Source organism: Leifsonia sp. NPDC102414 (assembly GCF_044765685.1).
Taxonomy (GTDB): domain Bacteria; phylum Actinomycetota; class Actinomycetes; order Actinomycetales; family Microbacteriaceae; genus Leifsonia.
On record NZ_JBIWKN010000004.1, the window covers coordinates 204739 to 217597 of the forward strand.

At 68.7% G+C, this 12859-nt stretch carries 11 protein-coding genes; 10 read left to right on the forward strand and 1 reads right to left on the reverse strand.

The window, feature by feature from the left end:
- Window positions 1-19 precede the first annotated feature (19 nt).
- The 5 genes from pilM to ACIRCZ_RS16330 all read left to right on the forward strand — a co-directional run bounded on the left by pilM (window position 20) and on the right by ACIRCZ_RS16330 (window position 4314).
- A complete protein-coding gene (gene pilM, locus ACIRCZ_RS16310; protein ID WP_402854859.1) occupies window positions 20-1069 on the forward strand; it encodes a type IV pilus assembly protein PilM in 1050 nt (349 codons plus the stop codon).
- Window positions 1066-1824 carry a hypothetical protein gene (locus tag ACIRCZ_RS16315; RefSeq protein WP_402854861.1) on the forward strand — a complete coding sequence of 253 codons (759 nt, stop codon included), beginning with the start codon at window positions 1066-1068 and terminating at the stop codon, window positions 1822-1824. Before pilM ends, ACIRCZ_RS16315 begins: the two co-directional genes overlap by 4 nt.
- 2 nt (window positions 1825-1826) lie before the next feature.
- Window positions 1827-2546: a hypothetical protein gene (locus tag ACIRCZ_RS16320; protein ID WP_402854863.1), complete on the forward strand. Its 720-nt coding sequence runs from the start codon at window positions 1827-1829 to the stop codon at window positions 2544-2546.
- A 97-nt stretch (window positions 2547-2643) separates the two neighbouring features.
- Window positions 2644-3813, forward strand: a complete 1170-nt coding sequence (locus ACIRCZ_RS16325; protein WP_402854865.1) for a hypothetical protein — start codon at window positions 2644-2646, stop codon at window positions 3811-3813.
- Between the two features lie 9 nt (window positions 3814-3822).
- On the forward strand, window positions 3823-4314 hold the full coding sequence (locus tag ACIRCZ_RS16330; RefSeq protein ID WP_402854867.1) for a DUF6121 family protein: 492 nt from the start codon (window positions 3823-3825) through the stop codon (window positions 4312-4314).
- Between the two features lie 15 nt (window positions 4315-4329).
- Here the strand turns inward: ACIRCZ_RS16330 and ACIRCZ_RS16335 are convergent, their stop codons facing one another.
- The gene (locus tag ACIRCZ_RS16335; protein ID WP_402854869.1) at window positions 4330-8817 is read right to left on the reverse strand and encodes an FtsK/SpoIIIE domain-containing protein; all 4488 of its coding nucleotides are present in this window, start codon (window positions 8815-8817) and stop codon (window positions 4330-4332) included.
- 111 nt (window positions 8818-8928) lie between these two features.
- Here ACIRCZ_RS16335 and ACIRCZ_RS16340 point away from each other — a divergent pair, with 111 nt between their 5' ends.
- The 5 genes from ACIRCZ_RS16340 to ACIRCZ_RS16360 are packed head-to-tail and all read left to right on the forward strand — an operon-like array spanning window position 8929 to window position 12824.
- Window positions 8929-9252, forward strand: a complete 324-nt coding sequence (locus tag ACIRCZ_RS16340; RefSeq protein ID WP_055894724.1) for a hypothetical protein — start codon at window positions 8929-8931, stop codon at window positions 9250-9252.
- Window positions 9253-9261: 9 nt separating this feature from the next.
- A complete protein-coding gene (locus tag ACIRCZ_RS16345; RefSeq protein ID WP_402854871.1) occupies window positions 9262-10671 on the forward strand; it encodes a putative T7SS-secreted protein in 1410 nt (469 codons plus the stop codon).
- Window positions 10672-10705: 34 nt separating this feature from the next.
- Window positions 10706-11338: a hypothetical protein gene (locus ACIRCZ_RS16350; protein ID WP_402854873.1), complete on the forward strand. Its 633-nt coding sequence runs from the start codon at window positions 10706-10708 to the stop codon at window positions 11336-11338.
- Entirely contained in the window at window positions 11335-11937 is a 603-nt protein-coding gene (locus ACIRCZ_RS16355) for a hypothetical protein (RefSeq protein WP_402854875.1), read from the forward strand. The genes ACIRCZ_RS16350 and ACIRCZ_RS16355 overlap by 4 nt, the downstream gene beginning before the upstream one ends.
- A complete protein-coding gene (locus tag ACIRCZ_RS16360) occupies window positions 11934-12824 on the forward strand; it encodes a hypothetical protein (RefSeq protein WP_402854877.1) in 891 nt (296 codons plus the stop codon). The genes ACIRCZ_RS16355 and ACIRCZ_RS16360 overlap by 4 nt, the downstream gene beginning before the upstream one ends.
- Window positions 12825-12859 lie beyond the last annotated feature (35 nt).

The window sequence follows — 12859 nt, forward strand, 5'->3', positions numbered from 1 at the left end:
TCATAAAGGGAGAAAAGCTATGGCCAATCGAGTGGTAGGCATCGACATCGGCAGCACGGCAATACGCGCTGTCGAGGTGGAGCGACCCGATCGGGCGAAGCCGACGCTGCTTCGCCACGCGATGATTCCTCTCCCCTTCGGGGCGGTGAGCCGCGGGGAAGTGCTCGAACCGAACACGGTCTCTGCGTGTCTGAAGCAGCTCTGGTCGGCGGGGAAGTTCACGAGCAAGAAGGTGGTGCTCGGTATGGGGAACCAGCGTGTTCTCGTCCGCGATCTCACAGTAGCGAAGGCACCGCGTGACCGAATTCGCGAGGCCCTTCCCTTTCACGTTCAGGAAATGCTGCCCGTCCCCGTGGCCGACGCCCTGCTCGACTTCTTTCCGGTGTCGGAAGCCGTGAGCGACTCCGGGCCGGTCGTTCATGGTCTGCTCGTGGCGGCCGTCAAGGATGCCGTCCTCGGCAACGTCCGCGCCGTAGAGAGCGCTGGCCTCACTACGACGGATGTCGACCTCATTCCGTTCGCGCTCAGCCGCGTGCTGTCGACGCGAAGCGGTGTCGCCGGGCTAGCGGCTCTGGTCGACATCGGGGCGAGCACAACGAGCGTCGTCATCGTGAAGGACGGGATTCCGCAGTTCGTACGCATCATCTCGGCGGGCGGAGACGATGTGACGAAAGCACTCCGAGAGCGACTCGACCTCGATGAGCTCACGGCGGAACGGCTCAAGCGCGAGATCGGGTTGGCCAAGGAAGTGAAAACAATCGAAGAGCAGCACGTTGTGGAGGTGATTTACCACCTGACGGGAGATCTGCTCACGAGCCTCCGCAATACGATCAGCTACTACGCCAACACGCGACCAGAAGAGCCAGTGGGCCGGATCATCCTGACCGGAGGCGGGGCACAGCTTCTCGGCCTTGGGAGTGCGCTCGCAGAGATGTCTCGGTTGAGCGTGGAACCCGGCGATCCATTCGCGTCGATCGCTCTGTCTCGAAACCTGTCAGCAGAGTCGCTCCGCGCCAACCGCTCGGCGCTGGCCGTAGCGCTCGGCTTAGCGTTGAGGAGTGCAGCATGAGTTACGCCGCTAACCGGCCATCGCGGGCGATCCGGCTGGGACGTAAGGATGACGCTCCATCGGAATCCGCCGGGGCGGGGAAAGCCCCGAAGAGCAACCGGGTTGAGAACGTGCAGAGCGTGCTCGCCACGTCGATGCCGCAGGTGGATCTGCTGCCGCCCGAGATCCGAGCGGAACGAAAAGCCAAGAGCCTTCGCCGCGCGCTGGTCTATGCGGTGATCGGGATGATTCTCCTGGTGATCCTCGCCTGTGGGGCCGCGAGCGCGCTGGCCGCTGTCATGCAGGCCAGCGTGGTGGAGGGTCAGGCGACGACCGCATCACTGCTTGGTCAGCAGAATCAATACGGGGAAGCGCGACAGCTCAAGCAACAGGTGGCCACAGCAGAGGCCGCGCAGTCGGTCGGCGCGTCGACCGAGATCGATTGGCAGAAGTACGTGACCGAGATCCAACTCCGGCTCCCAGCCGGGGTGGCGTTGAACACCATCACCATCGACTCGTCGTCTCCGCTGGCGCTCTATGCCCAGCCGAGCTCACCCTTGCAGGGAGCCCGAGTGGCGACGGTCGCGTTCTCCGTGCTGACGCCGACTCCCGATATCTCAGCCTGGCTGGTCACCCTCGCCCAATTGCCCGGATATGCGGATGCGGTCCCGGGTGCTGTGACGCTCGATGAGACGACAGGCCTGTATCAGGCCAACGTCACCCTGCATCTCAACCAGGATGCGTTCGACAAGCGATTCTCGAAAAAGGGGGAGTGACCGTGGACAAGACGCGGATCTGGATCATCGGCGCCGTTCTAGCAACAGTCGTCGTCGTCATCGGGGGATGGTTTCTCGCCATCCAGCCGCAACTCGCGCTCGCGGGTTCCGCCGCGATGACGCGCGCGCAGATCGATGCGACCAACGCTCAGAATGCCGCGAAGCTGGCGGCGCTGAAGAAGGACTATGCAGAATTGCCGCAGACGAAGCAGACGCTCGCGAAGCTCTCAGAGTCTGTGCCGTCCGGCGGGGCGTACCCCGCTCTCGTCTCAGGCGTCGACCGTACAGCCGTTGAGGCTGGAGTGACGGTGACGTCCCTGACCGTGTCGGATGCGGTGGCGTATCAGCCTGTCGCGGCTGCGGCTACGTCTTCTGCCACGTCGGACGGGCAGGACTCGGGCTCGACACCGACCGGCACGCCGACGCCGACGCCGACGCCGACTCCGTCCGGTCCCGTGAGCCGACCCTCGGCGGGCCTCCCGCCGGTTACCGATCCCCTCATCACTGCGAGGAACTTCGCCGCGATTCCCGTCTCCGTCTCCGTCTCCGGCCCCGTCGGCAACGTCCTCGCGTTCGTGAAGGGTGTCCAGAGCGGGCCTCGCCTGTTCCTCGTCACAGCTTTCTCGATTGCGCCGACTGATGTTCCCGGCAAGGTGGACTCCAAGGTCGCGGGGTATGTGTACTCCCTGATCCCAGCGTCAGACGAGCCGAAGTCGAAGTAGCGGGCGGTCTCGCGCGGCTCCCTGGACTTGCTCCACCCCGTTGCTACAGTGGGCACCACTGACGGATGCCCGACTGGGCTGATCGAGGAGTGGCATCATGAGCGAGACGACGCCGGAATCTGTGCCGGACAACGGCGCAGCCGCGGAGCCCGCGGGGGACAGTGCATCGGGCACGGCAGAGCAGGCGCCGGCGACGGCGCCCGCGCAGACCGCAGCGGCAGAGCCCGCTGCCGCGCGCGAGCCGGCCGACACCGACCCAGAGGTCGTGAACCCGCCGTCGAGCCCCGTCTCCGCGCGCGGTCACATCAACCGCCCGGATGCGCCGGCGGACGAGACCCAGACCGCAGCCGCCCCAGAGGTCCCGGCGACGCCTGCACCTGCCGCACCGGCCAAGGTCACGGAGCCGGAGCCCGTCGTGACGACCGACGACGACATCGCGGCCGCCGTCGCACGCTCGCACACCGGAGACGTTCCCGCGGCAGCCGCGGCCGGAACGGCCACCGTCGACACCGCATCCCCTGTCCAGTCGGCGACGCCGGTGATCGTCGCCGCAGAGGCCGCGACCTCCGCGCAGGCGACAGGGGCGACCGCAGCGTACGCAGCGCCGCCCGCCACGGGCGAGGCGACCTGGGCTCCCGAGCCGGGTGTCGCGCCCGCCCCCGGCTACGGGCAGCCGGTGACCCCGATCTACGTCCAGCGCCCCGAGCCGCCCAAGAAGAAGAGCAACAGGGGCTTCGGCATCCTGATCGCTCTGGTCGGCACGGTCGTGTTCGCGCTGCTCTGGGTGATCGCGGTCGTCCTCGTCGGGTACGCGCTGACGCCGAGCAATCAGTTCGCCGAGTCGCTCTCGCGCTTCTTCCTGTCGCAAACTGCGGGTTGGGTGCCTGTCGTGGCGTTCTTCGTGGGCATGGTGGTGCTCATCCAGATCATCAACCGTGCCCGCTGGTGGGCGTACATCCTCGGCGGCCTCTTCGTCGCCCTGTTCGTCTACTTCGCCTACGTCGGCGCCTCGCTGATCGATCTGCACGTCTGGACCCTCACCCCCAACGAGGCCTCCGTCGTCCTGCAGCGTCTCTGGGTCGCCCCGTTCGCCGTCCTCGCCGGTGTGATCGCCCGCGAGATCTCGATGTGGACCGGCGCCTGGCTCGCCGCCCGCGGCCGCAAGCTCAAGGTGCGCAACGCCGAGGCGCAGGCCGCATACGACCAGCAGCTCGCGGATGCCCAGAACCAGGCCGTCGCCGCGTACGCCTCTCCGCAGGGGTACTGACCGGCCGACATGCGTAACTGGCGCGCCTACGCGGCCGTCGTCGCCGCCTTCGCCACGTTCCTCTACCTGGCGCTGGTGGTCGCCGCCTTCGGGCTGATCTCGCTGGCGACGAACACCGAGGTGATCGCCGACCCGGCGATCGGCTCGCTCGTCGGCCCGATCATGACCGGATGCGCGACGCTGATGCTGTTCGTGTTCCTGCTGGTGATCGGGACGCGCGTTCCGGCGAACAAGCAGCGCATCTCACCCGGCGTCGCACTCGCCGTGGGATTCGCCTGCTATTTCGTGTTCATCGTCGCCGGTGGAGTCGCGGGCGCGGCGGGGGACCCGTCGCAGCCGTTCGCCTACTTCCTGTTCGCCGTCGGCCAGCTCGGGAGCATCTACGCGATCACGGTCGGCATCGCGGGGTTCGTCGTCACGCTGCTGTACCAGCTGGTGCTGGTCGGCCGGTTCCAGCAGCGCGGACGCCCGCGCTGGCCGTGGGAGAAGGACGACGAGTAGCCTGCCGGGTCCCGCTCACGCGTCGACGAGCGGCACCTGCACCCGCGCGAACTTCCCCTTCGCGATGTACACCCCGCGGCCGGGAGGGAACTCGGAACGATTGAGCCTGGGCAGCGGCGTCTTCAGCAGCAGGTCGCCCTCCACGGAGTCCGGCTGCAGCAGGATGCCGCGACGACCGTTCTTCACCTCGCCGAGCAGCGGCCACGACGATCCCCAGGCGCTCGACTCCGCCTCGGCGACGAGCAGGTGGTCGCTGCGGCGCACGGCACGCACCAAGTCCACGATGGGAGAGTCGGCCGGAGTCTGCAGGAAGTCGCCGATGCTCTCCACGATCACCGCGATGCGGCCTTCCGTGTCCGGGTCCGCGATGGCGGCGACGAGGTCTTTCGCCAGTGCGGCGGCGGTCTCCGGCGTCGTGGCCGTGTCCGTCCAGTGCGTCGCGCGGCCGAGGGCGGAACGCGCGTTGCCCAGGTAGTACAACCGCGCCTGAGGGTCGAACCGCAGCACAGACGCAGCGAGCGCAGCCAGCGTGCTCGACCGTCCGCTCGCGGGAGGACCGGCGACGAGCATCGTCCCTGCCGGGTCGAAGCCGAACGGCCCGAGGTCGAGGTCGCTGACGCCGAGCACGGGCGAACCGTCGTGCGACGACGGCAGCGTCTCGAGCGCGTACTCCTTCGGCAGTGAGCCGATCGGCGGCGTCTCCTGCACGCCGGCGCGCACCATCGCCTCGGCAAGACGGGTGGTCGCCGCCGACTGGTCGGAGACGGAGGCGCTTCCGCCGAGGACGGCGAGCTGCGTCTCGTAGCCGTCGACGATCGCGCGGCCGGGAGGGGACGACGGGCCGAGGATGTCGCTCGGCACGTCGAGCATCCCGTAGCCGTCGTCCGCCAGGCGCAGCACGACCTTGCGCTGCACCAGCGAGCCGATGGAGGTGGGCACGGCCCCCGCACGGTCGCCGGTGAGCGCCACGTGCATCCCGAGCTGGCGGCCGTCGCTGAGGACGTCCTTGAACACGTCGTACCACTGCGAGCGGCCGGCCGGGATCTCGAAGTCTTCGCGGAAGTTCGGGAACCCGTCGATGAGCAGCAGGATGCGCGCCTCGTTCTGGCGCCCCGTGAGCCTGCGGTACTCGGTGATGCTGGATGCGTTGGCCTCCGCGAAGCGCGGGCCGCGGTCCTCCAGCTCCTCCTTGAGCACCCGGAACAGCCGGATGATGCGCTCAGCGTCGTCCCCTGGAATGATCGAGCCGACGTGCGGCATCTTCTCCAGCATCCGGAGGCTGCCTGCGCCGAAGTCCAGTCCGTACACCCGCACCGGCCCGCCTCGCGGCGTGATCGCGGCCGACGACGCCAGGGTTCGCAGCGCCGCCGACTTGCCGGAGCCGCCCGTGCCGTAGATCGCGATGTTGCCGTCGACATCCGGCTGGAAGTAGACGGGGGCCTGCTGCTGCCTGTCCGGAACGTCGCTCACGCCGAGTAGCAGCTCGGCGTCCGTGCGCTGCCGCAGCAGGCCGAGGTCATAGACCGCCGCCAGCTCGTCCAGCCACGGCCGACGCGGCGACGGGATGTGCGCCTCGCCCTGCGCGCGCACGATCGAGGAGACGAGGCGCTGCTGGTCCGTCGGGCCGAGGTCCCGCTCTTCCTCACGGCCTGACCCTTCCTCTTCCCAGCGGATCTCGCCGCCGAAGCGCAGCTCCGCCACCTCGACACCGGCGCGCTCCGGTTCGCGGCTGGTCCAGCCTCCTGCGTATGCGGACTGGAAAGGCGCGAGCCTGCCCGGTCCGGTCTTCGCCATGCCGCGGCCGGGGATGGCAGGGTCGAAGTGGGCGGCGTCCGAGACGCCGACCACGTCCTGGCTGTCCGACTCGTCCGCCATGCGGAGCGCGATGCGCAGGTTGGTGTTCGCTCGCAGATTGTCCTTGATGACACCGGCGGGGCGCTGCGTCGCCATGATCAGGTGGATGCCGAGCGAGCGTCCGCGCTGGGCGATGTCGACCACGCCGTCCACGAACTCCGGCACCTCGCCGACGAGGGCGGCGAACTCGTCGATCACCAGCACGAGCGCCGGAGGGCACTCCGGATCGCCGCGTTTCTCCAGCTCGAGCAGATCTTTGGCCTTCTTGCGGTTGAGCAGATGCTCGCGGTGGTGCAGTTCGGCGCGCAGGCTGGTGAGCGCCCTGCGCACCAGGTGCGGGCTGAGGTCGGTGACGAGACCGACGCAGTGCGGCAGGCTCACGCAATCCGCGAACGCAGAGCCGCCCTTGTAGTCGACGAACAGGAATGTGACCCTGTCCGAGCTGTATTCGGCGGCCATCCCGAGCACCCACGCCTGCAGGAACTCGCTCTTGCCCGCTCCTGTCGTGCCGCCGACGAGGGCGTGCGGCCCCTGGCTGCGCAGGTCGAGGTGCATCGCATCCACGCCGGCCGAGCCGATGATGGCGCGCAGGCTTCCCGCTCGGCGCTTGGCAGGGCGGGCGCCCGATCGGTCGTGGATGGAGGCGTTCTGCCGCCACCGGTCGATCACCGCACCGGACGACTCCGTCAGGTCGTGCCCGAGCAGGCTGACCAGGGAGATGCTGCGCGGCAGGTCGCTCGCGTCCGCGACCAGGGCGCCTGCGTCGATGACCGGCGCCATGCGCTTGGCGTAGTCCAGCGCGGTGTCGCGGTCGATCGGTTCGGTGACGACGTCCTCTATGGTCTCGCCGATGCGCACGAACCCGACGGTCGCCCTGTCGTCGCGGTCCTCGTGCGCGACGTAGGTGCGGCAGACCGCAGGCAGGGCGGCGACGTCGGTGTCCAGCCAGATCGGGAACACCCCGGCGTCGGCCGCCGCTTCCGCGAGCTGCACGAGCCGCGGCCGGTCGATGGCGACGTCGCCGGAGATGACGACCACGACCGCGGGAACGGGCGACGGCGTCCCGTCCACGGTCTGCGACTTCCCGACCTCTGCTCCTCGCTCGATCGCCGCGCGCTCCTGCTCCATCGCCCCGCGTCGCTGCGGACCCTTCGCACGGGCGAGACGCTCCTCCACCAGTCCTTCGAGCGCGCTGAGGACAGTGGATGCGCTCGACGCGCTGTCCGCCAGGTGCCCGCCGGCGAGCGGGCTGTGCGGCGAGGAGGTGTGCGGCATCCACTTGAGCCATTCCAGCTCCCGCGACCAGCGCGGGGAGACCAGGGCGGCGACGACGAGCTCCGCGGGGGAGTGCAGCGCGGTGAGCTGCACCAGCGTGGCGTTCACCGATCCGGCGATGTGCTCGGCTGGGCCCGCGATCCCGAGAGCGCCTGACTCGAACAGGTTGTCGAGCACCGGCACGTCGAAGACGCGCTCGTTGGCGTCGATGACCGCGTCCAGGCGTTCCTGGAACTCCACGATCATCTCGCCTCTGTCGTTGCTCGCGATCGTGTTGCGCGACCGCATCGACCCGATGCCGAGCTGCAGGTTGAGGAACGACCAGTGCTCCGGCCGCCTGGTCCAGAGCATCGGCCCGCGCTGCACGGCGTCGGCCAGCGCCGCGTGCGTGGTCGGCGACTCCGCGCGGCGCAGCTCGACCTCCCTGAGCCGCTCGGCGTCGAGCTTGGCGGTGAGCGCATCCAGTCGCTTGTCGAAGACCGCGATGGCCTTCTTGAGCTTGCGCTTTCCCCTGGTGCGGCCGGTCATGTAGTTGCCGACCAGCATCAGGGGGGAGAGCAGCACGAACAGCAGTGTGGTCGGCTGGTGGGTGATGGCGAACATCGCGCCGCCGAGCAGCAGCGGCGTGATCATCGCGAGGAGCGGGAATGGCGGGTCCTCCTTCTCCGTCGGCACCTCGGGCGCCTGGAAGACCTGACCGGCGTAGCGCTGCTCGACGCGCGGAGAGCGATTGAAGAACACCGGGCCGGCCTTCGGTGCCGCCGCAGGGATGCCGGAGAGTCCAGAGACCGCGATGCGCACCTCGGTGTCGCCGATCAGCAGCGTCTCCGACCTCCGAACGGTCAGCCGCGTCACGATTCCGCCGTCGACCACGACGCCGTTCGCCGAGCCGAGGTCGATGACCTCGACGCCGTCGCCGACCTCGAGGCGTACGTGCCGCTTCGACACCAGCGGGTCGCGCAGCACGATGTCGCAAGCGTCGTCGCGGCCGAGCATGGCGGTGCCGGGGCGGAGCGGGAACTCCCGCCCGGCATCCGGTCCGGTGAGCACCTGCACCGTGGCGACCACCGGAGCGTCGCCGAGGTCGCTCGGCGCGTAGTACACCCCGGCGTCCGCCAGGCTGACCGTGGCGCCGCTGCCGATCCACGCCTCGCCGATGGGCGCATCCGGTGGAAGCACCAGCGTCTCAGCCTGGCCGGGGATCGCGGCGCGGAGAGTCAGCGCCCGGTCGTCCGTCACCGGCCCAGCGGCCCCGCGTGGGTCGATGCGGCGGATGGTCGAGGCGACTTCGGAGATGCTGGCTGCCGCGTCGGCGGTGACCACGATGTCGTCCCCGGCTCCGGATGGGCGGGAGAGCGTGAGTTTGAGGCGCACGCAAGAACGATACCTATATACCTGCACGGCACTGCATGGGGACCGCTCCCCATCGCTTCCCCGCACCGCTCTCGGTAGGTTGGCTACAGCCTGAAAACGGAAGGGATCGCCATGACCGACCTGAAGCTCGACCTGGAACTGCTCGGACAGCTGAAGTCCGACCTCGAGGCGATCGTCAGCGAGTTCAAGGGCGCGGACGACTTCAGCGACGCCGTCGCGGAAGCGACCGGCCACGACGGACTCTCCGGTCACGTCCGAGACTTCGCCCACAAGTGGAACGACAAGCGGAAGAAGATGACGGAGTCCGTGGAGAGCCTGTCCAAATCCGTGGCCGGCGTGACGGACGGCTTCACCAAGGTCGACGACGGCCTCGCGAAAGCGCTGGAAGACGCCTCGAAGTCGCAGGACTACCCGGCAGCTCCGGCGAAGAACTAGGGGGACGAAATGAGTGACGTCGAATACCAGCCGCTCAAGGGCGATCCCGACCTGATGCTCTCGAAGGCGCGCCACTACGCGGAGATCGCGGACGCCATCCAGCGCTCGGTGACCACGCTGAAGAAGATCGGCGACGTGGACGAGATGGTCAGCAAGGCCATCGACGCCTTCCGCGACTCGGCCAAGGACGTCGCAGGCGACATCGACAAGGCGCACGACCGCTACCGGAAGACCGCCGACGCCCTGATCACATACTCGTCGTCTCTCCGTTCAGCACAGGATGCGGCCACCACGGCCATCGCGCACATCGAGAACAAGCAGGAGGCCGCGAACACGGCCAAGCACGCGGCCAGCACGGCGCAGCACGCCGCGGATACCGCGACGGACGCCGACAAGACCACCGCCACGACCGCGGCCACCAAGTCGAAGGATGCCGCGGACGCCGCAGACGCAGACCTCCGCGCAGCGCACGCAGAGTGGCACACAGCGCTGGATGCGAAGAACTCCGCAGCAGAGACTGCCATCACCGCCATCGTCAACGTGGTCGACAAGAACAACCACGGCCTCAAGGACTCGTTCTGGGACGACTGGGGTGCGACGGTCTTCAGCATCTTCAAGACCATCTGCAAGTGGGCAGGTGTGCTCGCCATCTTCTTCGCCTGGGTGCCGATCCTCGGTCAGATCCTCATCGTCCTCGGCGCGATCGGCGCGATCATCGACCTGGTCGAGTCGATCGTGAAGGTCATCAACGGCGACGGCTCCTGGTGGGATGTCGCGTTCGCCGCTGTGGGCTGCGTGCTCACCCTGTTCGGCGGCAAGATCTTCGCGATGGTCGCCAAGAACCTCCGCGCCACCGCCGTCATCCGCACCGGGATCACCGACAGCCGCCAGCTCGCCGCGCTGCAGGGCGTCGGCGCGCACAGCGAGGACTTCATGAGTGCGACGAAGGCCAGCGAGGCGCTCTCCAAGCCGCTCTCCGACGCCTTCAAGTCCCCCTTCATCCGCACGGATGCGCAGAAAGCCGCGCTCACGGCGTTCCAATCGGGCACCAAGTCGGGCCCGGAGCTCATCAAGGAGGCGGCACGCGAGGCGTTCCCCGGCCTCAACCTGAGCATCAGCAAGGGCTTCGGCATCAACAAAGACCTGGTCGGCCTCTACAACCTGGCGAAGGCCGACCCGAGCCTGCTCACCAACGGGATGAAGTTCACCGCTGGCGCCGCCACGCTGTACCAGGTGCAGAACACCGTGAAGGTGGTCACCGGAGCGGTCTCCGGCTTCGGCGACAACCCGGTCGGGCAGGCCATCGACACCGGTTCCTCGTTCGTCCCAGGCGACTACGACAAGATCGGCGGAGCCACGAGCAGCACGGTCGGCGTGGTCAAGGACGTCTGGAACGTCGCTCACGACGGCACGAAGTAGCCGGTAGGGTACCGGTGGGCGAAGGGGAGGCTCAGTGACGGCCAACGGAACACGGCGCGACATCGTCGACTTCAGGATCGGCACACCGGAGCGCTGGTATCCGATGCCGCTCGCCGAAGCGTCCGATCCGGACTGGGCGACGACGCTCGCCTGCTCCCTCGTCGACGACAAGGGGATGCGCGCCAAGCTCGCCGACGAACTCACCTTCGCGCGCTCCCGCTTCCGAGCGATGCGCAACCCGGCCATGACCGCCGCCGTCTGGATCCCGTATCCGGAGATCGGCCGCGCCGGCGCAGCCCTCGTCTTCTCGCTCGCGCCGCTCGAGGTCGTCGGGTCGCCCGACCAGTACGAGGAGGCGCTCGCCGCCCCCGTGGTCGAGCCGGACTCCGGCCAGAGCTACTTCGCCGTGCAGACCTGGCGTTCCACCGTGGATGCGGGCGAACTGGTCGGCTCGCACAACCTCATCGCGCATGCCGTCCCGGACGGCGGCGCCGAGCTGGAGGAGCGCGTCGTCGCCGTCGTCTACCCTCCGGATGCCGCGCAGGTCGTGCAGTTCGTGGCCTCCGCGGAGAACCTCGGCGTCTTCACCGACATGGCGTCGGACGTGCAGACGCTCGTCTCGACGCTCACCGTCACGCTCGCAGCCACCGCGGACGTCCCGTCATGACCTTCACCGCCCGTTCCCCCCAGGGCTCGTACTCGATCATCCTTCCCGGCACCTGGGCGGAGATCCCGCTGGCGGACGAGGAGACCATGCGCGAGCGCATCCGTGCTCTCGTGCTGCAGCAGGTCGGCCGCAACGACCGGCTGGCGCGCATGCGACGGGATGCGCGCGAGGAGCTGATCAGCACGGCCGAGCGCGCGAGGGCGGTCGGCGCCACCGCGTTCTGGATGTCGCTCGAAGTGCTGCCCGGCATCCCGCTTCCCGCGTCGCTCATCGTCCGCGACCGCGCCTGGCCGGACGGGATCGATCCCGCCCTGCCACTGGGCGAGCGCCTGGCGGCCGCCACGCCGGACGCGCAGGTCTTCGAGCAGCGCACCGGCCCGGTGGCGCGCATCCGCGAGATCGGCGACGACGCCATCGGCGAGACGCGCGAGCCGTCCCTCTATCTCGAGTATTCGGTGCCGTACCCAGAGGACGCCGGACTGCTCACCGTCAGCGTCTCGGCGCCGACAGCCCACGACCCTGAGCTGTACACGCTCTTCTTCGACGCGATCGTCGACTCGCTCACCTGGGCGGAACGACAGACACAGGAGGCCATGTGACCGACGGACTGACCGGCGAGGCTCTCGCAGCGCGCCAGGAGCGGGTCGCCGCATCCAACCGTGCGTTCGGCAAGGTGCTGAGCATCATCGGCGGGGTGCTCGCCGCCGTCGCGTTCGTGCTGCTCGTCGGAGGCGGACTGGTGATGACCGCGGTCGCGGGCGGCCCGGACGACGGCTCGCTCGACAGCGTTCGCGGCCTCGCCGCCGTCGCGATGGGTGCGACACCCGGAGTGATCCTGCTGCTCGCCATGTGCGGCCTCGTCGCGGGCGAGCAGCTTCGCCGCGGTGCGATGAAGCGCAACCCTGTTCCACCGGACACGGTCCTGCCGTCCGCGAGCATGGTCTCCCGCTTCCGGGTGCTCCCGATCGGCTGGCACGTGTTCTGGATCGTCGTCGGCCTCGTCGTCTCGCTGCTGCTGGTCGGGCTTCCCGTGATCTCCTGGTTCACCGGCGGCTGGCCGGCAAGTGTCGGCGACGAGAACGACTTCTCCCGCTACTGGCTCATCTACGGCTCGATCGGCTTCGGCGTGACCGTCGCAGCGATCGTCTCCCTCATCAAGAAGCTCTCCTACTACCGCGCCCAGGCGGCGGGGAAGGTGCAGCCGGGAGTGGATGCGCCGGGTCGCCGATTCTGGCGCTTCTTCGACTACCGCTGGCGCTTCGACCTGTGGCTGGCGGGGCTGGGCGGCGTGATCCTGGTGCTCGCGCTCACCCCGCTGTCCTCGGCGGTCGGCGCGACATCGTCCAGCTCCGAGGTCGCGGACGCGCTGCCGTGGACGATCGCGTTCTGCGCGCTCGGCGTCGTCATGATCGTCGCAGGCATCGTCTGCGCGACCAACTTCTGGCGGGCAGGCGAGGAGCTGGGCTCCGGAGAGTCCGCCGCGTAGGGGAGCGGATGGGGAGTGCTCCCCATTCCGTTCCA

Bases quoted from the DNA above. Each gene is read 5' to 3' on its own strand.
- pilM (WP_402854859.1), top strand. From the start codon at position 20: ATGGCCAATCGAGTGGTAGGCATCGACATCGGCAGCACGGCAATACGC.
- ACIRCZ_RS16315 (WP_402854861.1), top strand. From the start codon at position 1,066: ATGAGTTACGCCGCTAACCGGCCATCGCGGGCGATCCGGCTGGGACGT.
- ACIRCZ_RS16325 (WP_402854865.1), top strand. From the start codon at position 2,644: ATGAGCGAGACGACGCCGGAATCTGTGCCGGACAACGGCGCAGCCGCG.
- ACIRCZ_RS16330 (WP_402854867.1), top strand. From the start codon at position 3,823: ATGCGTAACTGGCGCGCCTACGCGGCCGTCGTCGCCGCCTTCGCCACG.
- ACIRCZ_RS16340 (WP_055894724.1), top strand. From the start codon at position 8,929: ATGACCGACCTGAAGCTCGACCTGGAACTGCTCGGACAGCTGAAGTCC.
- ACIRCZ_RS16345 (WP_402854871.1), top strand. From the start codon at position 9,262: ATGAGTGACGTCGAATACCAGCCGCTCAAGGGCGATCCCGACCTGATG.
- ACIRCZ_RS16355 (WP_402854875.1), top strand. From the start codon at position 11,335: ATGACCTTCACCGCCCGTTCCCCCCAGGGCTCGTACTCGATCATCCTT.